The 23,585-nt window shown below is 68.4% G+C and carries 21 protein-coding genes and 3 pseudogenes; 10 read left to right on the top strand and 14 right to left on the bottom strand.

What is annotated here, in order from left to right; genetic code table 11:
• Window positions 1–83 precede the first annotated feature (83 nt).
• Both ACFWDI_RS38835 and ACFWDI_RS38830 read left to right on the top strand, forming a co-directional pair.
• A complete protein-coding gene (locus tag ACFWDI_RS38835) occupies window positions 84–431 on the top strand; it encodes a MerR family transcriptional regulator (RefSeq protein WP_385311582.1) in 348 nt (115 codons plus the stop codon).
• A gap of 335 nt (window positions 432–766) precedes the next feature.
• Window positions 767–1,441 carry a formylglycine-generating enzyme family protein gene (locus ACFWDI_RS38830; protein WP_385311580.1) on the top strand — a complete coding sequence of 225 codons (675 nt, stop codon included), beginning with the start codon at window positions 767–769 and terminating at the stop codon, window positions 1,439–1,441.
• A 127-nt stretch (window positions 1,442–1,568) separates the two neighbouring features.
• Here ACFWDI_RS38830 and ACFWDI_RS38825 read toward each other — a convergent pair whose 3' ends face one another.
• Window positions 1,569–2,786 (bottom strand): cytochrome P450, encoded by a 1,218-nt coding sequence (locus ACFWDI_RS38825; RefSeq protein WP_385311579.1) that lies wholly within the window; start codon window positions 2,784–2,786, stop codon window positions 1,569–1,571.
• Between the two features lie 156 nt (window positions 2,787–2,942).
• On the opposite strand from ACFWDI_RS38825, the gene ACFWDI_RS38820 reads away from it, so the two are divergent.
• Together ACFWDI_RS38820 and rox are read left to right on the top strand one after the other, a co-directional pair.
• Window positions 2,943–3,563 (top strand): TetR/AcrR family transcriptional regulator, encoded by a 621-nt coding sequence (locus tag ACFWDI_RS38820; RefSeq protein WP_385311577.1) that lies wholly within the window; start codon window positions 2,943–2,945, stop codon window positions 3,561–3,563.
• A 768-nt stretch (window positions 3,564–4,331) separates the two neighbouring features.
• Window positions 4,332–5,759, top strand: a complete 1,428-nt coding sequence (gene rox, locus ACFWDI_RS38815; protein ID WP_385311575.1) for a rifampin monooxygenase — start codon at window positions 4,332–4,334, stop codon at window positions 5,757–5,759.
• Between the two features lie 280 nt (window positions 5,760–6,039).
• Here rox and ACFWDI_RS38810 read toward each other — a convergent pair.
• Window positions 6,040–6,641, bottom strand: a pseudogene (locus ACFWDI_RS38810) (alpha/beta hydrolase family protein); the annotation flags it as partial.
• On the opposite strand from ACFWDI_RS38810, the pseudogene ACFWDI_RS38805 reads away from it, so the two are divergent.
• Window positions 6,633–6,836: pseudogene (locus ACFWDI_RS38805) on the top strand (TetR family transcriptional regulator); the annotation flags it as partial. The pseudogenes ACFWDI_RS38810 and ACFWDI_RS38805 overlap by 9 nt on opposite strands.
• Window positions 6,837–6,942: 106 nt before the next feature.
• Here ACFWDI_RS38805 and ACFWDI_RS38800 read toward each other — a convergent pair.
• From ACFWDI_RS38800 to ACFWDI_RS38790, 3 genes are all read right to left on the bottom strand, one after another.
• Window positions 6,943–7,560, bottom strand: a complete 618-nt coding sequence (locus tag ACFWDI_RS38800; protein ID WP_385311573.1) for a DinB family protein — start codon at window positions 7,558–7,560, stop codon at window positions 6,943–6,945.
• Window positions 7,561–7,909: 349 nt separating this feature from the next.
• Window positions 7,910–9,922: a SpoIIE family protein phosphatase gene (locus tag ACFWDI_RS38795; RefSeq protein ID WP_385311584.1), complete on the bottom strand. Its 2,013-nt coding sequence runs from the start codon at window positions 9,920–9,922 to the stop codon at window positions 7,910–7,912.
• A 625-nt stretch (window positions 9,923–10,547) separates the two neighbouring features.
• The gene (locus ACFWDI_RS38790; RefSeq protein ID WP_385311571.1) at window positions 10,548–10,700 is read right to left on the bottom strand and encodes a hypothetical protein; all 153 of its coding nucleotides are present in this window, start codon (window positions 10,698–10,700) and stop codon (window positions 10,548–10,550) included.
• A gap of 104 nt (window positions 10,701–10,804) precedes the next feature.
• Here ACFWDI_RS38790 and ACFWDI_RS38785 point away from each other — a divergent pair, with 104 nt between their 5' ends.
• From ACFWDI_RS38785 to ACFWDI_RS38775, 3 genes are read left to right on the top strand one after another with little or no spacing between them, the layout of a single operon-like run.
• On the top strand, window positions 10,805–11,404 hold the full coding sequence (locus tag ACFWDI_RS38785) for a TetR/AcrR family transcriptional regulator (protein ID WP_385311569.1): 600 nt from the start codon (window positions 10,805–10,807) through the stop codon (window positions 11,402–11,404).
• On the top strand, window positions 11,401–11,754 hold the full coding sequence (locus ACFWDI_RS38780) for a hypothetical protein (protein ID WP_385311567.1): 354 nt from the start codon (window positions 11,401–11,403) through the stop codon (window positions 11,752–11,754). Before ACFWDI_RS38785 ends, ACFWDI_RS38780 begins: the two co-directional genes overlap by 4 nt.
• 46 nt (window positions 11,755–11,800) lie before the next feature.
• The gene (locus tag ACFWDI_RS38775; RefSeq protein WP_385311565.1) at window positions 11,801–11,932 is read left to right on the top strand and encodes a hypothetical protein; all 132 of its coding nucleotides are present in this window, start codon (window positions 11,801–11,803) and stop codon (window positions 11,930–11,932) included.
• Window positions 11,933–11,944: 12 nt separating this feature from the next.
• On the opposite strand, the gene ACFWDI_RS38770 is transcribed toward ACFWDI_RS38775, so the two are convergent.
• From ACFWDI_RS38770 to ACFWDI_RS38750, 5 genes and pseudogenes are all read right to left on the bottom strand, one after another.
• Window positions 11,945–12,148 carry a cold-shock protein gene (locus ACFWDI_RS38770; protein ID WP_327321423.1) on the bottom strand — a complete coding sequence of 68 codons (204 nt, stop codon included), beginning with the start codon at window positions 12,146–12,148 and terminating at the stop codon, window positions 11,945–11,947.
• Between the two features lie 327 nt (window positions 12,149–12,475).
• Window positions 12,476–12,896: pseudogene (locus ACFWDI_RS38765) on the bottom strand (Tn3 family transposase); the annotation flags it as partial.
• A gap of 157 nt (window positions 12,897–13,053) precedes the next feature.
• Window positions 13,054–13,245: a DUF6381 family protein gene (locus tag ACFWDI_RS38760; protein ID WP_327321422.1), complete on the bottom strand. Its 192-nt coding sequence runs from the start codon at window positions 13,243–13,245 to the stop codon at window positions 13,054–13,056.
• A gap of 369 nt (window positions 13,246–13,614) precedes the next feature.
• Window positions 13,615–14,430, bottom strand: coding sequence for an alpha/beta fold hydrolase (locus tag ACFWDI_RS38755; RefSeq protein WP_385311563.1), 816 nt, complete (start codon window positions 14,428–14,430; stop codon window positions 13,615–13,617).
• Window positions 14,431–15,025: 595 nt separating this feature from the next.
• Window positions 15,026–15,412 carry a hypothetical protein gene (locus tag ACFWDI_RS38750; RefSeq protein ID WP_385311561.1) on the bottom strand — a complete coding sequence of 129 codons (387 nt, stop codon included), beginning with the start codon at window positions 15,410–15,412 and terminating at the stop codon, window positions 15,026–15,028.
• 505 nt (window positions 15,413–15,917) lie between these two features.
• On the opposite strand from ACFWDI_RS38750, the gene ACFWDI_RS38745 reads away from it, so the two are divergent.
• Both ACFWDI_RS38745 and ACFWDI_RS38740 read left to right on the top strand, forming a co-directional pair.
• Entirely contained in the window at window positions 15,918–17,561 is a 1,644-nt protein-coding gene (locus ACFWDI_RS38745; protein WP_385311559.1) for a S8 family serine peptidase, read from the top strand.
• A 279-nt stretch (window positions 17,562–17,840) separates the two neighbouring features.
• On the top strand, window positions 17,841–17,996 hold the full coding sequence (locus ACFWDI_RS38740; protein WP_251017061.1) for a DUF6131 family protein: 156 nt from the start codon (window positions 17,841–17,843) through the stop codon (window positions 17,994–17,996).
• A 718-nt stretch (window positions 17,997–18,714) separates the two neighbouring features.
• Here the strand turns inward: ACFWDI_RS38740 and ACFWDI_RS38735 are convergent.
• The 4 genes from ACFWDI_RS38735 to sbnA all read right to left on the bottom strand — a co-directional run bounded on the left by ACFWDI_RS38735 (window position 18,715) and on the right by sbnA (window position 23,285).
• Entirely contained in the window at window positions 18,715–20,115 is a 1,401-nt protein-coding gene (locus ACFWDI_RS38735) for a hypothetical protein (protein ID WP_385311557.1), read from the bottom strand.
• A gap of 2 nt (window positions 20,116–20,117) precedes the next feature.
• Entirely contained in the window at window positions 20,118–21,473 is a 1,356-nt protein-coding gene (locus ACFWDI_RS38730) for a trypsin-like peptidase domain-containing protein (RefSeq protein WP_385311555.1), read from the bottom strand.
• 5 nt (window positions 21,474–21,478) lie between these two features.
• Entirely contained in the window at window positions 21,479–21,781 is a 303-nt protein-coding gene (locus tag ACFWDI_RS38725) for a trypco2 family protein (RefSeq protein WP_385311554.1), read from the bottom strand.
• A gap of 403 nt (window positions 21,782–22,184) precedes the next feature.
• On the bottom strand, window positions 22,185–23,285 hold the full coding sequence (gene sbnA / locus ACFWDI_RS38720; RefSeq protein WP_385311551.1) for a 2,3-diaminopropionate biosynthesis protein SbnA: 1,101 nt from the start codon (window positions 23,283–23,285) through the stop codon (window positions 22,185–22,187).
• Window positions 23,286–23,585 lie beyond the last annotated feature (300 nt).

The following is a 23,585-nucleotide window of genomic DNA, read 5'->3' as shown; positions in this document are numbered from 1 at the left end:
GGTTGTTGTGTTTTTACACCCCGCGGGGGCCCGGGGCCCCCCCCGCCCGGGGGGCCCCTCGACGCGTTCCGGAAGAGGTGCAAGTGCCCCCAGAAACTCCATCGCCCACCAGCGATCGATTCGACGATGACGACTACCCCGCCTACACCATGGGCCGCGCGGCCGAGATGATCGGCGCCACGCCCGGCTTCCTCCGGGCCATCGGCGAAGCCCGCCTGATCACCCCGCTGCGGTCGGACGGCGGCCATCGCCGCTACTCCCGCTACCAGTTGCGTATCGCGGCCCGCGCCCGCGAACTGGTGGACGCCGGTACTCCCATCGACGCGGCCTGCCGCATCGTCATCCTGGAAGACCAGCTCGAAGAAGCCCTGAGACTCAACGAGGAGCTACGCAAGTCCACAGCAGACGTGGGCAGGGCTGCCGAGTCCTGACTGCCGCCGGAGCATCGGCGAACTCTCGCTCACCGGGCCACGAAGTACTCGGGCGGGGCACGGTGTTCGCCGGGCGGGGTATACACGTGGGCCCGGGCGTCGTCGGCACGCGACACCACTCGTCGGCTGGGCCGCTCCTGCTCCCGGCGCGATCTTCATGGCCAGGCAGCATAACTTTTTCGGGAGACGAGTCCGCCCCGCGCTCGGTAGTGGCACGGGTCAGGCGGGAGACCGCTTGTCGAAGGGGCGTTGCTGTTGGTGGGCCCTGGCGACCTACGAGCGGCGCTGGTGCTGTCCGCTGCGCGGGGACAGGCAGTTGGTAAGATCGCCCGATCATGGACGCGAGCGCAGAAAACGAGATGACTGCCATCCCGCCGGGGCAGGTGACGCTGTCGGACCGGCGAACACAGCGCAGCTGGTCGGTCGAGCTTGCGCCCTACCGGCTCGCTGCGTTCCCGATCACTCAGGCGCGGTACGCACAGGTCACCGGCCGGCGGCCGAGCACCGCGCACGGCGACCACCTGCCCGTCGAGGGCGTTTCCTGGTTGGACGCTGTCCGGTTCTGCAACGCACTTTCCCAACGCGAGGGGTTGGCGCCCGCGTACCGCCTCCATGCTGACGTCGAGGGTATCGAGTGGGACGCATCCGCTGACGGGTACCGGCTACCGAGCGAGGCCGAGTGGGAGCACGCATGTCGTGCCGGTACGGCCGACGCGCGGTACGGGCGGCTCGACGAGATCGCTTGGCATCGCGGCAACTCGCACGAGCAGATTCACGACGTGGGCCTCAAACAGCCCAACGCGTGGGGTCTGTACGACATGCTGGGCAACGTTTGGGAGTGGTGCTGGGACGTCTACGACGCCGAGGTCTACGGCACCTATCGGGTACTACGTGGCGGTGGGTGGTTCGACGAGCCCTGGAGCTGCCGGGCCTCGGTGCGGCGCCGCAGCCACCCGACCTTCCAGATCGACGACGTGGGATTCCGCATCGCGCGTTCCGTCTTGCGCTGAGGCGCGTCCCTTCTTGGCCGGATCGCCGTCTGCGCGGCCCTCCGCCCCAGCATGGCCCGCACCACTCCAGCGCGACTCCTGGCAGCCGCGGGGGAATGGCGGTAAGCGGCGGGCGGTGCCTGGTGGTTCACCAGGTCACGGGCAGTCGGTGCAGTCCGCGCAGGAGGCTGGGGCGCCATTCGGGAGGGGTGGATGGGTCCGCCGGCGCGAGGTGGGGGAGGTGTTCGAGGAGAGTCCGGACTGCGATTGCGGCTTCCAGACGTGCCAGTGGCGCGCCGAGGCAGTGGTGTATGCCGTGGCCGAATGACAGGTGGGTGCGGGTGTTGGCGGGGTCGCGGTGGATGTCGAAGCGGTCCGGGTCGGGGAACAGTGCCGGGTCTCGGTTGGCGGCGGCCAGGCCGAGAATGACGGGGGCGCCCTTGGGGATGGTGGTGCCGGCGATCGTGACTGGTTCGACGGGGTAGCGGTAGGTGGTGGCCAGTGCGGGGGGCTCGTAGCGCATGGCTTCCTCCACGGTGCCTTCCAGGAGGGTCCAGTCCGCTCGTAGGGCGGCGAGCTGGGCAGGGTGGCGGAGCAACAGGTGGACAGTGCTGGCGATCAGGTTGGCCGTGGTCTCGTGACCGGCCACCAGAAGCAGGAAGGCCATGCCGAGCAGCTCCGGCGGTGTCAGTGGTTCTTCCTGCGTGCTGTTGGCGTGGGCAAGGGCGTGCAACAGATCACCCTTGGCCGAGCCGTCCGCTTCGGTGTGCGGGGCGAGTGGCTGACTTCGTTTGGTTTCGATGAGGTCGGTGAGGTAGCCGGTCATCGCCGAGGCGGCGGCTGAAGCTGCCTCGTGGTTGGTGGCAGCGACGATCTCGGCGGACCAGGCGCGAAAGGTGTCCCGGTCCGCGCCCGGTACTCCGAGCAGTTCACAGATCACGGTCACCGGCAGGGGAAAGGCGTAGGCGTCGACGAGGTCGGCCCGCCCCGCCGGTGCCATCGCGTCGACCAGTCCATCGGCTATGTCCTGGACGCGCTGTCGCAGTGCCTGGATGCGGTGCCGTGTGAACTCACCTGCCACCAGCCGTCGTAGCCGGGTGTGATCCGGCGGGTCGACCTGCAGCAGGTTCCGCCCGATCGCGTACCCGCCGTCGTGGGTCCACGAGGCGGAGTGCCGGATGTCGTTGCGCAGCCGCTCGTCGGCGAGCGCGGCTCGTACGGCGGCGGCGTCGGTCACCAGCCATGCAGCTTCCTTCGAAGGCAGCAGAACGTGCTGGACGGCGCCTTGCGCACGCAGTTGCGCGTAGCGGCTGTGGGGATCGGTGGTGAAGTGGGCTTGGTCGGGGACCAGTTCGACGAGTGCCACGGTGTCTGTCCTCCGGGGTCATGGACGTGCGACGGATGGCTGCGGCAGCGACAACCAACGACGAACAAACGGCAACCGGGGAGTGCTCCCCGTTTGCCGGTTCCTGACCGTAGCAGAAAGTGGGGAGTGCTCCTCGTTTCGGGGTAGCATGGAGACGTGAGACAAGACGCGGAGCGCAACCGCCGACGGATCCTGGACGCTGCTCGGGAGGTGTACGCGGAGCAGGGCGTGGAGGCACCCCTCGATGTGATCGCCCGCCGGGCAGGCGTCGGCAACGCCACGCTGTACCGACGGTTCCCCGACCGCGCCGCCCTGATCGAGGCCGTGTTCCACGACCTGCTGGCAGCGACGCGGGAAGCGGGCGAGCGTGCCCGCGAAAGCGAAGATCCCTGGACGGGTCTGGTCGCCTACGTGATGCACATCTTCACCGGACTTGCCGAAGACCGGGGCGTCACCGACCTGATGACCACGACCATTCCCGACATCCCCTCGCTGGAAGACCTGCACGCCCACAACGCTGAAACGTTCGGTCATCTCCTCGCACGCTGCCGCGAGAGGGGCGCCGTCGGCGACGACGTCACAGTGGAGGACCTGCTCTTCGTCCTCGCTGCCCTCGGCCGGGCCGTCCCCGCTGCTGAGGCCGCATCCCCCGGCGCATGGCTACGTCCACTGACTCTGTTCCTCAACGGCCTGCGTTCCCCTGCCGCGTCACTGCCCGGCACCCCGCTCGCCCCGCACCAACTGCAGCAGGCGCTGTCGAGACTTCACTCGCCCTGACCGCGGCAAGCCACATTGGTCGGGCGGGACCGTCGCGTCACGATGAGTCCGGGCGAAGACCGGAGTCGGACGGCCACCCATCTGGGCCGGCAGCGGTGCCGAGGCCCGCCCCAACTGCTGGGTCGGTGTGGGCATCAGAAACGGCCGTTCCTTCGTGTGGGCCGCCCACCCTTCACCCCCGCAGTCAGGAGCCCGGACCGAGTGGTGAGCGTCGTAGTTGGCCAAGCGGGACAACGGAAGCGCTCAAGTCGCAAGTGATGTGACTTAGCACTTGAGTTGGCCCCGCTGAGCGCCAGGTTGGCCCGGCATGATGGCGATCATGCGCCGAGGACGCCGAAAACGAATAGGTGGTTCGTTAACGGCACCCGGACCTCAAGTGGTGTCGTCGCCGACGTGCTCGGTCGTGCATGCGTTTGGCGAGCTCCGCCCAGCGCTTGTGCGGCGCGGCGACGAACTCCGTCCACAGCGGACGACAAAGGGCAAGGAGAATACCCACTCCTTGCCACTCTCAACATATAGCGCACCGGGGGGCTTGCGGCAAGACCCGGGTCGTGCCGCAGAATCGTCGGCCAAGGCCAGAACCTGCGGAGATAACAGATTCGCGAAGTGCGTGCGTCGTTGTCGACGTATGGGTTGCGCGGGAACGTCGAACCGCCCGTGGGACTCGCGGTGTGGTTGCAGGCACTCGGCGCGGAGGTGCGGGTGTGCGTGCCGCCCGACTGCGCGGAGCGGCTGGCCGAAATCCAATCTCGTTGAATGGGCGTTTTGATGATTGACGTGATCGTGGTCGGCGGCGGACCGACCGGCTTGATGCTGGCCGGCGAGCTGCGGCTGGCCGGAGTGCACGTGGTCGTGCTGGAGAAGTTGACCGAGCCGACCGAGCAGTCCCGCGGGCAGGGCCTGCACACGCGCAGCGTCGAGATGATGGACCAGCGCGGCCTGCTGGACCGGTTCCTCGCGGTCAGTGAGAAGTTCCAGGTCGGCGGTCTCTTCGGCGGCATCGTCAAGCCGTGGCCGGACCGGTTGGACACGGCTCACGCGTACGGCCTCGCCACCCCGCAGCCGGTCACCGAGCGGCTGCTCAACGAGCGCGCCGTCGAACTCGGTACCGAGATCCGGCGCGGCTGCGAAGTGGTCGGGCTGAGCCAGGACGAGGACGGGGTGACCGTCGAGCTGGCGGACGGCACGCACCTGCGCTCGCGCTACCTCGTCGGGTGCGACGGCGGCCGCAGTGCGGTGCGCAAGCTGCTCGGCGTCGGTTTCCCCGGCGAGCCCGCCAAGGTCGAGACGCTGCTGGGTGAAATGGAGGTGACCGAGGATCCGGCGACGATCGCCGCCGTCGTCGAGGAAGTCCGCAAGACCCAACTGCGGTTCGGCGTCACCCCCAACGAGGACGGGGTGTGCCGCGTTGTCGTGCCCGCCGACGGGGTGGCCGAGGACCGTGTGACCGCGCCGACCCTCGAGGAGTTCAAGCAGCAGCTGCGGGCGTTCGCGGGCACCGACTTCGGCGTGCACTCGCCGCGCTGGCTGTCCCGGTTCGGCGACGCCACACGGCAGGCCGAGCGCTACCGGGTCGGCCGGGTGCTGCTGGCCGGAGACGCGGCGCACATCCACCCGCCAACCGGCGGGCAGGGGCTGAACCTCGGCGTGCAGGACGCGTTCAACCTCGGCTGGAAGCTGGCCGCCGCGGTCAACGGCTGGGCATCGGAGGGGCTGCTGGACAGCTACCACGCCGAACGGCACCCGGTGGGCGCCCGCGTGCTGGACAACACCCGCGCGCAGATCACGCTGCTGGGGACCGATCCGGGTGCGACCGCGCTGCGGGAGCTGTTCTCGAAGCTCATGGACTTCGAGGAGGTGAACCGGTACGTGACCGGGATAATCACCGCGGTCGGGGTCCGCTACGACTTCGGCGAGGGGCATGAACTGCTCGGCCGGCGGATGCGGGACGTGAAGCTGAAGCAGGGTCGCCTCTACGAGCTGATGCACGGCGGCCGCGGACTACTGCTCGACCAGACCGGCCGGCTTACGGTGGCAGGTTGGGCAGATCGAGTCGACCACGTCGTCGACGTCAGCGAGGAACTGGACGCGCCCGCGGCGCTGCTGCGGCCGGACGGCCACGTGGCGTGGGTCGGTGAAGATCAGCAGGATCTGCTCAGCCGGCTGCGCACGTGGTTCGGCGCTGCCGTCAGCTGAGCGCGCAGTTGTGGCTCGGCGGGACCTGTCTCCGGCAGGCCGCCTTTCCTGAGGCGAGCAAGACGGCGCTGGCTACGGGCTGTTCGCGTCCGTCGACCAGGGAGCAGCCGCTCGATGTGGAGGTCGCCGACCTGACCCAAGCCCTGGGCGGGGCCGCAGTCGTTACGGGTCTTGGAAGAAGTCCGCGGAGGGGCGGCTGTGCCCTTCACGGAGGAGCCGCCGATCCAAAGAAGCACCATCTCGTGCTGTTGGTCCCTACAGAGATGGTGCTTCTTTGGGCTTACTTGGATTCGACCCGCCCCGGCGGGTTGGGGCCGGCCGTCAGCGCGTCACGCGCTGCCTGCCAAGCGGAATCCCCGGGGTAGAGCTCGGTGCGGAGGTAGGCCCAGGTGAGCCGCTGGACCGCAGACACTCGCTCGGGGTTCTCGTCCGTAGTCTCGGCGACGTCATATCCAGAGACCCCGCCGAGCCCGTGCTCTGCGTCGAACAGGGTGAGCAGGGACTTGCGGCCCGGGGAGAGGAAGTACGGATCGGTGTGCCAGTCCGGGCCCCGAACCGTCAGGTGCGTAGAGGTGTCCTTATCGCCGGCGACCACGAGCGCGGGCGTCGTCATCTCGGAGAAATCCGTGGTCAAGAAGAAAGAAAGATTCTCGGCTGCGGACTCGCTGAGGGCATCGCGCCTCTGCCGGGCGCGGCAAGCAGTACACCCGCCTTGATCCGGGGCTCGGCCAGGTTCGCTTCCGTTCCGTCGTGCGGATCGGTGAGCCGGGCGCCCAGCAGCAGGCTCGCGGTGTGCCCGCCCATCGAGTGCCCGGCCACGGCGACCCTGCTTCGGTCCAGGCGCCCGAGGAGCTGCGGGACGGCGGCCTCGACTTCCTCGACCGCTTGGTGCCCGTCTGCGCGCAGTTGCTCGAAGCCGCAGTCAACGCCGGCGAAATCAGGCCCGGTACGCACGCCTATGAACTGATGCGCGGCATCGGCAACCTCTGCATCGGACGTGACAGCGATCCCCGCTATGACCCCCGCCGATTGGTCGAACTGCTCCTCCAGGGACTACAGCGACCGCAGTCATCCTGATGTCGACGGTCAGCCCGTATGCGGCGAGGGACCGTTCGGGCAGCCTTGAGCCGGGCCTACCGGCAGGGAGTTCCTGTAGCTGCACGCGTGTCCACTGGTGGCGGGGTCAGAGCTGTCGCGCGCGGTACAGATCGCGTATCAAGGCGATCTCGGCTCCGTGGTGCAGGACTTCCTGGTTGACCCACCACACGATGTCGATGAACGGCTCGTCCAGGTCGCTGCCGTGGGGATAGGTGCAGAACCCGACGGTGTCGAGCGCGGTGTCGTCGATGCTCAGCAGCGACTTCCGCCAGGCCGTGGCACCGGCGTCGAAGGCAGCGACCGCACCTGCCGCATCCCCGCTGATGGGGTGGTCGTCCCGGGTGAGGGTGTGGCCGCCGGCTGTGTGATCGGCGCGGAGGGACAGCATCTCGCTCAGGTGGCTCAGGCGCCACGCGATGGTGGTGAAGGGCGGCGGCCAGGGGTGCGGGTAGGGCGCGGCGTCGCGTCCCCAGTCGCCGGTGCCGGCCAGGAGGGTCGCCCGCCGACCCGGTCCGCCCGTACGCCGCCGGACCGACCAGCAGTCTGGCACCGGCTCCCAGAAGTACTCCTCATCGGTCATGGGGCCAACCTCGGTTTCCGAACCGTCACCGCTGTCCATCACCGGCCCTGTCATGCGGTCGGCCAGGCGCGCACATGCGAAGTCGAACTGCTGCAACAACGGGACCAGGCGAGGTGCTGTCACTGACGCTCCCATGGCGAGCTGGTAGGCGCTTGGAGGAGGGACGAACTGATGACCCGTCAGCCTGGCACAACCGGTAGCGCCCAGCCTCTCATTTTCCGATGAGGGTCCTCACCGAAACGTGGCTGAGCGGCGGCCGGCCGGCTCAAGCACCCGGCTGCAACCAGCAGTTACGGGACAACCCTTCGGACGGCCGGGCGCAGTCGCACAGCTCGGCGATTTCAGGTACCTGGGGGTGTATCCCGCGCTGCTTCGAGGGATCGGACGCACATAGGGGCGAGTGCCGGCGGCAGGAGCGCGGGCTGACCGATCGAACGGAGGGCCATCACGGCCATCCGGTGTGGCCCTCCGATCAAGCGCTGGGCGTGAAGGGCTGCACGCGGGCGATGAGCAGGGCGACGTCATCGGGGTCGTCGGGACGCCGGAGTTCGTGAAGGAGCCGGTCGCAGGTTTCCTCCAGGGGGCGGTCGGGCCTGTCCAACAGGTGGAGGAGGGTTTCCAGGCGCTCGTCGATGGGGTGGTGGCGGGTTTCGACCAGTCCGTCGGTATACAGGACCAGCTGGTCACCGGGGCCGAGGTCGAAAGTGGTGGTCTCGAAGGCGACGCCGCCCACTCCCAACGGGGTGCCGGTGGGCAGGTCAAGCAGTTCGGGACGCCTGCCGCTGCGCACGAGGGCGGGGGGCAGGTGGCCGGCGGTGGCGATGTGGCAGTCGGCGCGGTGTGGGTCGTAGACGGCGTACACGCAGGTGGCGATGTAGTGCTCCAGCCCCGAGGTGATCTTGTCGAGGTGCTGGAGGACCTGGGCGGGGTCGAGGTCGAGGTCGGCGAAGGCGCTGGTGGCGGTACGCAGGCGGCCCATGGTGGCGGCGGCGTCAATGCCGCTGCCCATGACGTCGCCCACGACGAGTGCGGTCTTGTCTCTGTCGAGCGGGAGGACGTCGTACCAGTCGCCGCCGATCTCGTAGGTGGCCTGTGCGGGCCGGTACCGGGAGGCGACCTCCAGGCCTGGAAGGTGCGGCGGGTGTTCCGGAAGGAGGCTGCGTTGCAGGGTCTCGGCGGCGTTGCGCACGCTCTGGTGCGTGCGGGCGTTGTCGATGCACACGGCGGCGCGGGAGGCCAGTTCAGTGGCGAGGGCGAGGTCGTCCTCGTCGAAGGGCAGGGGGTTGCGGGCGCGGGTGAGACTTACGAAGCCGAGGATCTGGCCGCGGGCGGTGAGCGGGGCCAGCATGTAGGAGTGCACGCCGGCGCGGGCCAGCGGAGTGGCGGCGTGCCGGTCGCGGGCGAGGCGCGCCAGGTCGTTGTTGTCCGCGTGAGTGATCAGGATCGGGCGGCCGGTGCGTACGCATTGGGTGGCCAGCCGGTCGGTGTCGTAGGCGGCGAGGTGGCCGGGTGGGTCGGCGGCCTCAGCGGCTTCGGTCGGATAGGCGGCCTTCACCGCTAGGGCGCGAAAAAGGGTGGGGCCGTCGCGGGAGGCTGGGTGGCCGTCTTCCAGGACGGAGTCGAGGACGTTGACCGCGACCACGTCGGCGAGCTCGGGAACGGTGACCTCGGCCAGCTCTTGGGCGGTCTGTTCCACTTCCAAGGTGGTGCCGATACGAATGGAGCCGTCGGCAATCAGGGCCAGGCGCCGCCGGGCCTCGGCAGCCTCCATGGCTGCCTGATAACGGTCGGTGACATCCACCACCAGGTCGGCCACCCCGAGTACACGTCCCTGGGGGTCATCCAGCCGGTACAACGAGATCGACCAGGCATGCTTGTGGTCGTCCGCGGGCGTGTGGCCGACGATGGTGGACTGGTCGACCATGGGGATCCCGGTCTCGAGGACCTGCCGCATCGCGACCTCGGGTACCTCGAACTTCGCTGAGGTCATGATCTCGCGGTAGTGCCGGCCGAGGTGGTCTTTCGCGGGAATGCCGTGCATCTGCTCCAGGGCGGGGTTGACGGCCAGGTACCGCAGATCGGTGTCGAGGATCGCCAGCCCGATGGGGGACTGGGAGATCAGCCGGGTGGACAGTGCGACATCGCGCTCCACCTTTCGAAGCGTCGGTGAGTCGGTGGCGAGCCCGAGGGCGTAGAAGTCGCCGCGGTCGTCCAGCAGCCGCATGTTACGCAGCTCCACCAACCGGGTGCTGCCGTCCTTGTGCCGAATGGGGAACGCCCCGGCCCAGCTCTGGCCGGACTCCATGACCTCGGCGAACTGCTTGATCACCAGATCCCAGTGCTGTTCGTGCACGAGTAGCGGCGCCGCGTACTGCCCGAGCGCCTCTTGGGCGGTGTAGCCGTACAGGTCCTCGGCCTGCGGGCTCCACAAGACGATCCGCCCCTCGGCGTCGAGCAGCACCGCGGCGACACTGAGGAGGTCCATCAGCCCGCTCGGCTGCGATGATCTTCCCTCCGGCTTACCGGTGTCATCCGGATTACCTTCGGCTACGCTCACCCGGGCACTCCTTCCACCTGCCGGACCGTGTGGGCCGTCATCCGCCGCGGTCCTAGGCCTGTCCACTTGTCTGCGGCCTGCCCTCTTGTCCAGTGAGTGCTTCGGCTTCCATGGTCCCCCTGGATCGCCGTACCGGACACCCGTCCGTACGGGGATCGTCGGACGAAGGCCGTCCCATGCTGCACCTGCCTTGATCATTCGGCGTGATCAACAGCTGGGGTCAGCGGCGCATCCGGCACGTCGCGGTCTGCCTCAGGGAGTCCGAGGTATGCGCGGACGGCGGCGTTGTCCCCGGCCGCGTCGGCGAGGCGGGCAGCGGCGTCGGAGGCGAGGCAGTTCGACGCGGTGCATCCGCACCTCCTTGCTCGGGACCGGGAGCCCACCAAAACCGTGGCCTGCGGCGTCAACCTCTTTGGCAAGCAGCGGGAGGAGGCCGAGCCGAGAAGCGCATGGCCGTCCGCGTCGAGTGACGGTTCCGGACCGCCCTCCACCGGAATTCAGCACCACCGGTTGGGCCTGCGTCCCCGCCGGCGGCAGACAGACCGGAGCCGGGTCAGGCGGCGGCGGTTCGCGCCGCGGTGACCGCCACCGTCGCGTAACGCATCATGAAGCTGCCACCCATGGCGTCGATAGCGGCCCCGACGCCCTCCAGTACTTCCGCCAGCTTGTCGGACGGCAGCTGGGTGAGGGCGGCATGGGTAGGCATCTGGTCCAGCCACGCGTCTCGGGTGCAGGACCACTCCCAGTCGAATCGCCACTGCCCCGGGTGGCTGAACCCGCCCACCTCTCGGATCCCGTCGGCGGCCTTGGGTGCCGACAGGAGTAGCCATCCGCGACGCGCGCGAGCAGCTGTTCGACGCCGCCGAGCGTGTCCTGCTCCGGGACGGGCCGAGCGCGCTGACGAGCCGCGCGGTCACCGCGGAGGCAGGCTGCGCCAAGGGCGTCCTGCACCGGCACTTCGCCGATTTCGACGCCTTCCTCGCCGAGCTCGTGCTGGACCGCGTCGGCCGGATCGACAAGCAGGCCGCCGCCCTGCGCAACTCCGCCGGGACCGGCAGCGTCGCCGACAACCTCACCGGCGCTCTGACGGACCTGTTCGGGTCGGTCGCTGTGGCGATGGTCGGCCTCGTCACCTCCCGGGATGACCTGCGCGCCCGGCTCCGCCGGACCACGCCGACCGGCATCCCGGTACTGACGGAAGCTACGGCCATGATCGCCTCCTACCTCACCACCGAGCGCGAACTGGGCCGCATCGCGGCGGATGCCGACGTCGACACCCTCGCTCCCACGCTGATCGGGGTCGGACACATGCTTTTCGCAGACCGGAAAGGCGCCCCGCCGGAGGCTGGAGCCGTCCGCAAGGTCGTGACCACGGTCATCGTCGGCGTCGTGCAAGAACCACGGCCATGAACGGCCCAACAGCAAGCCCGCACCCGGGCGCCAGCCGCGGCAGCGATCGCGTCAGGCCAGCAGAGAAGCCCTCGGGGCAGCTGCCGGTGGTGTTCGCCGAGTTTCACCGCACGCCGACGCCCGTCGGCTACCTGCTGCTGGGGGTCTACGTCGGCAATGAGCACTTGCCTCCGACACAGGGGTATGGCCATCCGGTGTCGTACCAGTCCTACCTCCTGCCCCTGAACCGCATCGCCGAACTACTGGGCCATGCCGGACTCGTTGTCACCGCGCGATGGGAGCAGGAGCCCAGCGAGCGGGTGAGGAGGCAACACGGCTGCCTCCTGGCCCGCAAACCCGAACAGCCGTAACGCAGAGGCCAGCCGCCTCCCTTGCATCGGGGACCACAACGGACCGGTGGCGACGAGAGCGCGCGGCCCCACCGTCGCGACGGTCCAGGAGGCGCACGAGTTCATCGCGCGCCCTCACTGGCTCAGCACCGTGCCGTACGCCCCCGATATCGAGGGTCAGCACTTCTTGGCGCGATGAAACGTGCCCTACTTACATGCGGTGGACTTGCTCTGCCTGCGGCCCCTTGGGGCCTTGGGTGACGTCGTATTCGACCTTGTCACCCTCCTGCAGCTCTTTGAAGCCGGTGGACTGGATCGCGGAGAAGTGGACGAACACGTCCGGGCCGCCGTCGTCCTGTTGGATGAAGCCGAAGCCCTTGTCGGCGTTGAACCACTTCACGGTGCCTGTTGCCATCAGTCCACATCCTTTGTCCCATGCCGCGGCACGGCCTTGGCCGCGCCCCGTAGCCCATCGCGGCCACGGCTCCTGAACCTTGCCATCGCGAGCCGGCTTCCGTCGATGAACGCACCGCCCAAGTCGCCCGGACAGCAGGTTCTCCGACGGCATTCGGAGACCAGCCGGAGCCGGCATCGGCATTCTGGAGTGCGGCGAAGTCCGCGCGGGCCGCTTCGATGCCTTCGGGGTACGCCTGGGCCTTCTCGTGTTCGGCGAGTGCCCGGTAGATGCTGGCGACGCTGGGGCTCTGTCCCTTGCGCTTGCCGGTGGGGATGATCAGGTCGGGACGACGATCTCGACCTTCGCCTTGTCCCCGGCCTCGGCGAGCCGGTCGGCCATCTGCCGCCAGGCCGCGTCCAGCGCTGCCGGCAGACCGGCAGGTGCTCGCCGACGTCCTCGTTCAGGCTCAGGCCGGCCAGCACGTCCGCGCGCATCGCCTCCCACCGCGGCCCGTCCAGCGACCGGGCCGCGGGTCGGCCCACCGGTTCGACGGGGCAGCGAACACGTCCCGCCGGTTCAACGCCCGGTGCAGCTGCTCCAGCACGCACACCACGTACGCGTCACGATCGACCGAACCTTGCGGCAGCTTGGCGTTGGAGAACACCGCACGCCGCCACATCGCCGGCACCAACTCCGAGTGGACCTGGCGCGGCAACAACGGGCGCTCCATGCCCCGCCGCCTGGAGAGCGCCGGGAGGCGGCGCACCGCCTTTCAGACTGACCCGACCAGAAGTTGCTACAGACGCAAATGACCGGCCGGCGGTCCGGTTCAGTACGCGAAGGTTCTCGCGAACCGAACCAGTGCCTCTCGCGCGCCTGGAGGGTCGCGGGGGCGGCCACCGGCCGGTGCATGCGACGGGCCGTTACAGCATGGGGTCGATGTCCCGGCCGCCCATGCCGCTTTCCTGCTGGCTCTCCTCCTTGAGCCGACGGGCCTTGTCCTTCAGCCGCTGACGCTCCTCCGGGTCCGTGGCACGCTCCGCGGCCTGCTCCATCTCTTGGGCCTTCTGACGCATCTGCTTGGAACGACCGCCAGACTCGCCTGCAACGCTCATGATCACTCCTTGGTGTGACGGGGAGAGCGGGCCGCACCAGCGAACCATCGCCCCCACGCCCGTGCATCTCGAACGGTCACCCACGGCTATCTACGCAGCTCGAAAGCCGTGTCGGCCTTCCAGATCTGCGCGACGAGACACTGGCAATGCAGAGCTTGATTCCGGTCGAGGAATGGGTTGCGTCCGGTCCGGGTGTGTGGAGGATCCTCGGACGCGCACCACGTCCAGATCGTGGCCGGTATCGGGGCATTCCCGTCTCGGGCCCGGTCGACGGCGGACTCGCGGTCGGCGCCGACGTCGTTGCCGGTGTGATCCCCATGGGGAGGCGCCGGCGATCTCCACCTCGTAACGTAGAGGTGCTGATGCCGATCATGGCCGGGGCCCGGTCAGGTACTCGGCGATGCGTTCCCCCCACGTCCGGATGTCGGCGCGAGTTCGGGACACATGCAGGTCGGCGTGCGGGAGCAGGCGGGCCAACGTTTCCGCGGTCGACAGGGGGTGGCCCAGGTCATCCACCCAGGCCAGGATCAAGCCCGGCTGGCGCAGCGCCGCGATGGCCGTGGGGGAGGGCAGGTCGGACAGCGCCAGGCCGCGCAGGACGGACGGCAGTACCCTCTCGGCGGGCGTCGGTGGGAACTCGGGAACGTCGGCTACGGCTGCGGGGCGAGGCTGTTTCCCCTTGGCGGCGAGCCAATCGTCCACTCCCTCTCGTTCGATGGTGTCAGCGGATTCCCGGTTGACCTGGGCATGGGCCTCCCGCGTCGTCCAAGCCGTGGGTGGGATGAGCAGGACCAGTCGGGAGAACCGGTCGGGCGCCTGGACAGCGGCGTGCAGCACGCTGCCGCATCCCATCGACGCGCCCATGGCGTCGACGGGCTCGGCGGCGCCCAGGTGATCGAGCAGGGCCAGCAGATCGCCGGCAAGGGAGGGATAGGTGTAGTCGGTGTCCACGGGGTCGCCGGTGGATCGCCCGTGCCCCCGGGCGTCATAGCGGACCAGGCGTTGCCCCGCGGCCAGGACCGGCGCCCAGTCGAACAGGCCCATCCGGTCCTCGACGGCCTGACTGACGAACCCGCCGTGCGCATACACCGCGAGAGGGCCCTCACCGGCGTCGTCGTAGACCAGCTCGGCCCGTCGATGCCGGATGCGGCCTTCCCTGACCGTGTGCCTTCCCACTGCCCTCATAGCCGCGCGCCTTGTCTCGACACCTCTGCGTAGATTTTACGACTGCGATCAGAGCGGTCCGGCTGGAACCGCGCGCGGCGAGGCCGGCGGTGGCCAGTCCGCAACGCAGCCTCGGCGGCAGGGTGTGCGGCTGCTCGACCCAGCCGATCCCGCAGCGCCGGCGGAGCTGACAGTCAACGGCGAAGACGAACTCGTCCTAGAGGTTGGCGGTCGCCGCGGCGGAGCCGGCCAATCCGCTGGGCCCCCTGGAGCAGTGACAGGTGGGCACCGCGAGCGCCGCCCGATTGCCGCACAAGCGGTATCGGGCGGCCGTTGTGTGAAGACTGCTCTGCGCCGCCCGGCAGCAGCTGGCAGGGCCACCGCTGCGGCCTGATCGCGGGTGTGGCGGCGGCCTTCGCCTTTCGCCGACGAGCCGGAAAATCCAGTCCCGCCGGCGTGTGAAGCCAGGGTCCGAGGGGGAGCCCGGACTGGTGTTCCCCGCGATGCAGGCTGAGCCATGCATCAGGAGATCCGGCAGCGCACGCGAACAGGGGGTGCCGTGACGAACGGCGAACCAGGTGGCAAGTAGCTCGGTGTGACGGTTCCGCGAGTGGTGTCATGGTCTGTGCCCGTCCTGATTGTTGGGGTGAGAGTTCGGGCAGGGAGACGAGCGGGCAGTCGGCGGTGCGAAGTCGGCGCGGGGGAGGGTGGCGGCAAGGACGGATTCGGCGACGGAGGTGCGGGCGTAGAGCAGCAGGGTCCGTGAGCGGCCGAGTACGGCGGCGATGCCGTCGGTCCCGGTGATGGGCCGGGGTTCCCACAGCGAGCCGATGCCGCGCGGGTAGGCCAGTTGTGGCGGCTCCGGCAGCGTCACCCGGGTGAGCAGGCCCGGTCCTGTGAAGGCACTTCTGAGGCTGAACTGGCTTTCCTGGACGCCGAAGGCACCGGGGTCACCGGCGAGGACACCACCAAGCAGATGCTGGACGCGCAGCGCACGGCCCACGTCTCCCGAGGGTGCAACTGCGCACAACGTCCCTGTCGGGCGCGAGAATTGTGCGACCACCATGAGCGTTGCCGCTGCCGGCACCCTGCCGTTCACCGCGACGATCGCGAGCACAGTCCGCATGCGTTCCACCGAGTGGATTCAGACGACGATCAGCGACGGAACATGGGTCGAACTCCGGCGTCAACCAGCTCTGGAGACTCGACAACGGCACTTGCAAGAGCCAATCACCGGTCAGAGAAGGGCACTTGCGTGATCGGAACCTTTCCATCCGGGACCATTGTCTGACATCTTGCGTCCACCACTTCCCACAATCGGCCCGGTCGGCACCACCAGCGCCGCCGGGCTCTCGGAGGATGCATTGCTTACCCTCATATCAGGCCGTCTAAGACGCTCGGTGGTGGCTGCCGCTGCCCTCGGCGCGGCCGTCGCGTTGGTAACTCCCGTCGGGGCTGCCCAGGCAGCGACGACCACGTCGGGGACTTCTGCGGCCTCCGCGTCGCCCATGGCCTCGTGGGCCGCCGGTACCCGGGCCTACCTGGTCATCACCGCACCGGGCGACACGTCGGCCGTGCAGGCCGCTGTGACGGACAACGGTGGCACGGTGTTCGCACACTACGACGCAATCGGGGTGATCGTGGCGCACTCGGCGTCCACGACCTTCGCGGGCATCATGCGCGGCGTCAGCGGGGTCCAGCAGGTCGGCGCCACCCGGACCTCGGATGTTCCGGCCGACGCCTACAATCCCGCAATTCCCGCTGCTCCCACGCAGGCCACGACCACCCTCACCGAGTCCAACCGCTGGGACATGACCCAGATCAATGCCGACAAGGCATGGGCCGTGACCCCCGGCTCCTCCGCGGTCAAGGTCGGTGTCCTCGACACCGGCGTCGACGACCTGCACCAGGACATCGCGCCCAACTTCGACGCGGCGGACTCCGTCTCCTGCGCCTATGGCAAGGCGGACACGAGGACCGGCGCATGGCGCCCCGTCGGCGACCACGGCACGCATGTGGCGGGCACGATCGCGGCGGCCAAGAACGGCAAGGGCGTCATCGGTGTAGCCCCGGGCGTCAAGATCTCCTCCGTCCGGATCGCCGAGCCGAACACCAGCATGTTCTTCGCCGAGAACACCGTCTGCGGCTTCATGTGGGCCGGCGACCACAGCTTCAAGGTCACCAACAACAGCTATTACACAGACCCGTGGATGTTCAACTGCCCGGACAACGTGGACCAGGCAGCGATCATCGAGGGCGTCAGGCGCGCCCAGGAGTACGCGGAGAGCAAGGGCTCGCTGCAGGTCGCGGCCGCGGGCAACTCCAACTACGACCTGGCGAACAAGCGGACCGACATATCGAGCCCGAACGACTCGACCCCCGTCACCCGCACCATCACCAACGCCTGCATCGACATCCCTACCGAGCTGCCGGGCGTGGTCACCGTCGCAGCCATGGGCAATGGCAACGTCAAGGCCTCGTACTCCAACCTCGGCCGGAACATCATCGATATCGCGGCGCCGGGCGGCGACGGCGCGTCCGGGGTCTACTCGACGCTGCCCGGCGGCAAGTACGGCACCATGAACGGCACGTCGATGGCTTCCCCGCACGTCGCCGGTGTGGCCGCACTGCTGGCGAGCACCAACCCCGGCTCCACGCCTGCGGACCTCCGGGCCAAGCTGGCTGCCCAGGCCACCGACACAGCCTGTCCCTCCGACAGCCGCTGCACGGGCACGACCGCAAGCAACAGTTTCTTCGGCGAGGGCCAGGTCGACGCGCTGAAGGCCGTCGGTGGCACGCCGCCGCCCGGCGCGTACTTCGAGAACACTGTGGACGTGGCCATCGCCGACAACTCCACGGTGGAGTCTCCGCTCACCGTGACCGGGGTCAGCGGCAACGCCCCGGCCACGCTCAAGGTCGGCGTGGACATCAAGCACACCTACCGCGGCGACCTCGTGCTCTCTCTCGTGGCCCCCGACGGCACGGTCTATACGCTCGAGGACTTTCCGAACAATGACGGCACCGACAACGTCGCCAAGACGTACACCGTGAACGCCTCTTCGGAAGTGGCCGCGGGTACGTGGAAGCTGCGCGTCCGTGACGTCGCCTCCCAGGACACCGGCAAGATCGACGCCTGGAACCTGACCTTCTAGTGCGTCATCGGGTCCCGGTGGGAGCTGTGCGCAGCTCTCACCGGGACCTGAGCTCAGTGCACAACCAATGAGCCGTCCGACCTGCTCCGCTGCAGGTACGAGCGCGGGCATCACGCAGCCTGCGAGCCTCGGAAGCAAAGCCCTGCCTTGGCTACGTGGCGGCGGTGCTCACGTGCGGTATACGCGGACGTGCTGGTCAGGGCGGGCCCAGGGTTTGCCCGGAATAATGGCGGGGAGCTGTAAGGAGAGAGGGGGGCCGCTCCTCTACCGGAGGACATCATGATCATCCTCGGAGTCATTCTGCTCATCATCGGCCTCTTGGCCGGCATCGGCATTCTCTGGACCATCGGGATCATCCTGGTCGCGATCGGGGTTGTTCTGTGGATTCTCGGAGCGGTAGGACACGCGGTCGGCGGCCGACGGCACTACTGGTAGCGCCGCGGCACCTCCAACAGGGTGTTCGACCGAGTGTGTCGACGATGCCCTCCCCGCGGTGGCATCAGGTTGTCAGCCCGGCTGAGTGCTGCTGCCGTTCATGGTTTCCCTGCCTCACCTCCAGTGGACCGGCTCCCGTAAACCCTTGCTGGGCATGGTCATCCCCGCTGACGTGGCCGACCGCGAAGTCCTTGTCCGCCTCCGCCTGAGGGCATCCTGAATCGCCCTCGTTCGGGCCGATTCCGCCTCGCGGGCGGGCTGGTCGGCCTTGAATCACGGAGTCCTTCATGACGGCCTGCCGAACGCGGGGCGACCCGCGCTGCTGCCTTGGGCACGTGACCGTGCAGGGGCCACTCGAAGCGGCTGTTCATGTCCAGCCCGAGCCTGGCGAGCGGGTTCAGGGGCGTCCCGAACGGCGGGGAGTGCCAGGACCCGATGGTCTGGGCAGGCAGCGGCGAGGACGGCCGGGCGTCGTGTGCTCACGGCATGGCACGCCGAGCGTGTCTCCGGTGACGGCGCTTCAGTGTGGGGTCGCGAGCGAGATCGGCGAAGACGGCCGTGGCGCGTTCGCCGTCGTGATCTGCCAGCACGCGGACGGTCGCCAGACGCCAAGCGCTGTCCACCGTGGTGTCCTGCGCGAGGGCGACAAGCAGGTCCGTGCCGCGCTCTTCCCCGGCGTCGGCCAGAATGACGGCAGACTGCAGGCGGATCCTGACGTTCAGACCGGCGTCATGGGCGAGGTGCGGAGTATGGCCGGGCCGCGATCGTCTCCGATGCTGGTCAGCTTCTCGGCCGACCTCAGACGGACGTCGGCTGGGGTGCTCGCGTCGTGGGCGAGGCTGTCGAGCGTGTCAGCGCTGCGTTCGTGACCGATGGCGGCCAGCATCGAGATGGCAAAGGAGCGGTGCCCCTTGGTGAGCTTTGTGTCGCGGGCCAGGTTGTGGAGCAGGCCCACGCCGCGCTCGTCGCCGTACTGGATCAGGGCCGCAGCGGCCTCTATGCGCCATTCGTCGTAGACCCAGGTGTCGGTGGCGAGGTCGTGGAGCAGGGCCACACCGCGCTCGTCGCCCATCTCGGCAAGGACCACAGCGGCTTTGACACGCCATTTGCCGTTCGCGAGGTAGCGGACCTGGGCAACCTCGACGAGCGTGTCGGCGGCTCCTTCGACACCGAGCCACCCCAGTGCCTCGGCCGCCTCCACCCGGTAGTTCCTCGTCGCCTTGGAGAGGTACACATTCGCCAGGGCGGGATCGACTTGAGGGTCCAGCCGATCTGGATGCGCCCTGAGATCGGCGCGCCGCCGGTCATCATCGGTGATGCGGGCGAGGGAGACGAGGGCTTTGGTGGCAGCGTGGGTGACGGGGGCGGGAAGGTCTGTTCCCAGGCGCTTCTGCTCGGCCAGAAGGCGGCAACCGATCATGTTCGTCTGGCGGGCGAGTCTCAGCAGCGCCCTCTCGACCTTTGGCGCATCCCGGTTCCTGTCCTTGTCAAGGAGCATCTCGAGGAGAAAGCCGGTGTACGAGGCTTCCTCCGTGCCCGGCGGCTGCCAGAAGCGTCGGCCCCATCGGTTCCAGGGCCGGCGCCGGGACCACTGGTTCCCGAAAAGGCGGGCGGCCTCCTGGTCGCGGCCCTCCTGTGTGCTGGTGGCGTGATGCGCCGCACAGTATTCGAGAAACGTCTGCTGGAGGAAGACGAGCTCGCCTGCCTGTTCGGTCAACAAGCCGCTACGCAGCACGGTCTCCTTGAGAATGGTCCGCGCCATGCCCAGGGGAGGGGGCGGTGCCTCGGTCCAGGATTCCAAGAGGAACTGGAACGGTTTTTCGCTCCCGGCCAGTCGTTGGGCAGCGAGATGCCCGGCGATGTTCAGCGCGTGATCGCGGATGTACTGGGCAACGGTCTTGCCGCCCGGGTACTCCAACGCGCTTTGTTCTTGGAGTTGTTGAAGCTCCAGGATGAACTCGTTGTAGATCTCGCCTCGGCTGGAGGGCAGCGATCCGGGGTTCTTGGCGTAGAGCTGACATAGCAGTCCAGCCAACAACGGGACGCGGGCCAGCCCGGTCAGCTTCCGATCCAGTACCTCGGTGACGAAACGCCGGGCCGCCTCTGCGGGATCTGGCACCTTCAGGACTTTGAAAACCAGTCGTGGGCTACTTGCGGTACGTCGTCGTGGCTGAAGGGCAGCAGGTCGAACCAGGGCACATGGGCGCCGAGCAGGCTCAGTTCGTGGGCCGGCAGCGGGCGGGTGGCCACGACAAACCGGTACAGGTCCGTGTCGCCTCTGTCGGCGAACGCGGCTAAGTCACGCAGGAGACCGCGGCGGGCATCGGAGCCGAGGATCTCGTCGAGTCCATCGACGAGTACGAGCCAGGGCACGTCGGGCAGCGGTCGGGACCTGAAGAACGTCTCGGGCAGTTTCAGCCGGAGTTTGTCGTTCACCGCCTTGGCCAGGGCGCCGGCCAGCTCTCCGCGGGTCAGAGCTGTCGCGGGCACCAGCACCGGGACCGGCGTCCCGTGATCGCCGCGCAGTGAGCTCTCGACACCGGCGTGCAGCCAGGTGCGCAGCAGGCTGGACTTGCCGCCACCCGGGCCGGCCAGTACCACGCAGGTTCGCGCGTCGGCCAGAACCTTGTCCGTGGGCAGCGACACCGGCTGGGATACCGGTGGTGGGCGGTCGCCCGGCTCTTCCTCCAGACAGCGGACCTGCTCGCGCAGATAGACCTTGGCGAGCGGCGGTGTCGTGTCGTTGAGCACGCCGGCATACGGCTGGTCCCCGGCCGCCCGTGAGGCGGCCGTCAGGTATGTGTCCAGCGGCTCGTGTGCAATACGCGGGTCCACCCCATGCGCCGTGAGCGTGTCGAGGAACCCGGGCAGGTCCAGCATCCCGCTGAAGGGGACCGCGTTCAGGACGCTGCTGTTCACGGTGATGTTGCGGTCGAGGACCAGCACTCCGATGAGGAGATCATCGGTGGTGAACAACGGTCCGCCCGATATGCCTGCCCAGCCCGATCCGTGGTCCCCGTGGCGAGGCCGCTTATTGTCGTGAACGGTCAGCAGCCCGGACCTGAGCCCCTGCAAGGGGTCGACGTGGCCGCGCACAGCCATGGTGTCGCGGCTCCCGTCCGCACGCTTCGCGGCATCGGGGAAACCGAGCCCCCAACAGGAGACGCAATCCCGCCCCGTGACTTCACCGAACCGCACCCGGTCCGGCGGGGGTTCGGCCCGTGACCCCGCAGCGTCGATCAGCAGCAGGGCCGCATCCCGCTCAGGCGCGGCCTTGATGTCCACCGGCCCGCTCGGCCAGCACCGCGATGCGGGGAGCCGCTCAGCGGACCGCCGGCCGTCCAGCGGTTGTACGTGGATGGGCGCGCCTCCCGCGACGACGTGGTACGCGGTCAGCACAAGGCGATCTGTCAGCAGATATCCGCTGCCCACTCGCTTGTTGGCGACCCGCACTTCGACGACCCGATTGTCGTTCATCGGTTTCAGCAGGAGCCGTAGAGGGGCAGGTCCTCGCCACTGTCGTCGATCGGCTGGAGTATGAGCTTGAGCCGGTGAACGGTTCCGGCACTGAGCGCCCCGCCGGCTTCGGCAGACCATGGCAGCACCAAGATCCTGGTTTTGGCGTTGCCCTCCTTGCGGACCTCGACGGAGAACTCCAACTCCACAGGCCCCGTACGGAACTTCAGCTTGCCCTCGCCCTGGCCCTCGAGGACAGCCTGTTGCAACTGCCCCCGGACCGCACTGATTGTCTCGCCCAGCTCAGCCCACAATGGCGCCTCAGACATATACCCCCCTAGCCTTGCAGTGCGACGGGAGTCACCGTAGGGCTACCGCATCCCGCGGGTCCCCGAAATCAGTGAAGTGCCCGCGGATTCGTGAAGCACGGGGGTCATGCCCAAACGTGAAACCCGCTGCCGCTCTGATGCGACCTCCGTTGCATCAGCCAAGTTCGTTAGAGGCCGGGGGTCAGCCTGCAGCTGGGCTGACGGAACGTGGTCGCCTCTCCGCAGTGAGGTCGCCTGCGACGTCGCCCGCGCCTTTCCTGGCTCTCGGCGAGAGTGTCCTGTCTGACCGAACGCAGTGATGCGTTGTTCGAGATCACCGATGCAGCAGCTGTGCCGGGATCTGGTCCCGTTTCCGCGGGAGTGGGGGCGCCCGGCGGCCGATGGACGGATCACGACGCTCAGCTCACCACGACCCGCCACGGGGTCGGTTGCCGGACGCGGCCTGGGCCTGGGCGTCGTGCTCGTGACGCTGAGGGCCCGGCTGCGGGCGCGGTGACCGCACTGGTGGTCCGGGGCGGGCCGCCGGGCAGCTGGCGGCGGTCACCGTGTCGGGGTTGAGCACGTCCTCGCCGTACAGGTCCTGCACCCAGTTGGTCTGGTAGATGGTGTCGAGGTAGCGTTCGCCGAGGTCCGGGGCGATGGCCACGGCGGTGAGTTCGCGCGCGTCGTGCCGGGCCAGCCAGCCCATGGCGCCGCTGACCACCGTGCCGGTGGATCCGCCGAACAGGAAGCCCGCTCTGGCCAGGCGACGGCAGGCGCGGATGGTGTCGGTCTCCTCGACGCGTATCACCTCGTCCACGTAGGACTCGTCGAGCAGCGGTGGACGGATGCTCATGCCCAGGCCGGGAATCATCCGGCGTCCCGGGGTACCGCCGAAGGCCACCGAGCCGACGCTGTCCAGTGCGACGACATGCACCGGACGGTGCCACTCCCGGAAGTAGCGAGCGCAGCCCATCAGGGTCCCGGTGGTGCCGGCCCCGACGAACAGCACGTCCAGGTGCGGGAACTGGCGGGCGATCTCCGGCGCTGTCTTGCGGTAGTGGGCCTGCCAGTTGCTCGGGTTGGTGTACTGGCTGAGCCATACGTAACGGTCGTCGGAGGCGCACAGCGCGCGGATGTACTCGATCCGCGCGCCGAGGAAGCCGCCGTTGGCCTCCTGTCCGGCGATGATGTGCACCTGGCTGCCCAGGGCCTCCATCATCAGCCTGGTCGACAGGTTGCAGCGGGAGTCCGTCACGCACAGGAACCGGTAGCCCTTGCTCGCCGCGATCATGCTCAGCGCCACGCCGAGGTTTCCGGACGAGGACTCGACCAGGATCGAATTCGGCGTCAGGACTCCGTGCCGCTCGGCGGTCTCCACCATTTCGGTCGCGGCTTTCAGCTTGATCGAGCCGGCGAAGTTGAAGCCCTCACATTTGAGGAAGAGCGACTGCCCGAAGATCGACCGAAGGTCGACATAGAGCTGTTCCTCGTTGAAGGCGTAGGGAACGGAAATGACGGGCATGATGGCCTCCTCCTCTGCGGCATTGCACCTTGGGAATGTCCATCCGACCGTGGTGGCGGGTTTCTCGCCTTACCTGTGTTCGCCGAGTCGGACGGGGAGTTGGGCTAGGGGCCGCATTGTTGTGCGCGTTGATCTGCGGCGATTTGGCCGCTGATTTCTCGGGGGTTAGCTCCGCATAAGCCTCCTTGTTGTCGGTCGGCCGAGGTCTCGGCCGGCTCATCCGTATCGGCTCAGTTCGTGGAAGAAGTCGTCGATGATCTGCAGTTCTCCGGAGCGGACCGCCTCGTCGTAGACGTACTT

The sequence above is a fragment of the Streptomyces sp. NPDC060064 genome, from assembly GCF_042736455.1.
GTDB lineage: Bacteria > Actinomycetota > Actinomycetes > Streptomycetales > Streptomycetaceae > Streptomyces.
The sequence above is the reverse complement of the archived record's forward strand: the minus strand, read 5'-3'. Positions and strand labels throughout refer to the sequence as shown.

Bases quoted from the DNA above. Each gene is read 5' to 3' on its own strand.
- ACFWDI_RS38830 (WP_385311580.1), top strand. From the start codon at position 767: ATGGACGCGAGCGCAGAAAACGAGATGACTGCCATCCCGCCGGGGCAG.
- rox (WP_385311575.1), top strand. From the start codon at position 4,332: ATGATTGACGTGATCGTGGTCGGCGGCGGACCGACCGGCTTGATGCTG.
- ACFWDI_RS38795 (WP_385311584.1), bottom strand. From the start codon at position 9,922: ATGGACCTCCTCAGTGTCGCCGCGGTGCTGCTCGACGCCGAGGGGCGG.
- ACFWDI_RS38790 (WP_385311571.1), bottom strand. From the start codon at position 10,700: ATGCCTACCCATGCCGCCCTCACCCAGCTGCCGTCCGACAAGCTGGCG.
- ACFWDI_RS38780 (WP_385311567.1), top strand. From the start codon at position 11,401: ATGAACGGCCCAACAGCAAGCCCGCACCCGGGCGCCAGCCGCGGCAGC.
- ACFWDI_RS38770 (WP_327321423.1), bottom strand. From the start codon at position 12,148: ATGGCAACAGGCACCGTGAAGTGGTTCAACGCCGACAAGGGCTTCGGC.
- ACFWDI_RS38760 (WP_327321422.1), bottom strand. From the start codon at position 13,245: ATGAGCGTTGCAGGCGAGTCTGGCGGTCGTTCCAAGCAGATGCGTCAG.
- ACFWDI_RS38755 (WP_385311563.1), bottom strand. From the start codon at position 14,430: ATGAGGGCAGTGGGAAGGCACACGGTCAGGGAAGGCCGCATCCGGCAT.
- ACFWDI_RS38745 (WP_385311559.1), top strand. From the start codon at position 15,918: ATGGCCTCGTGGGCCGCCGGTACCCGGGCCTACCTGGTCATCACCGCA.
- ACFWDI_RS38740 (WP_251017061.1), top strand. From the start codon at position 17,841: ATGATCATCCTCGGAGTCATTCTGCTCATCATCGGCCTCTTGGCCGGC.
- ACFWDI_RS38730 (WP_385311555.1), bottom strand. From the start codon at position 21,473: ATGAACGACAATCGGGTCGTCGAAGTGCGGGTCGCCAACAAGCGAGTG.
- ACFWDI_RS38725 (WP_385311554.1), bottom strand. From the start codon at position 21,781: ATGTCTGAGGCGCCATTGTGGGCTGAGCTGGGCGAGACAATCAGTGCG.
- sbnA (WP_385311551.1), bottom strand. From the start codon at position 23,285: ATGCCCGTCATTTCCGTTCCCTACGCCTTCAACGAGGAACAGCTCTAT.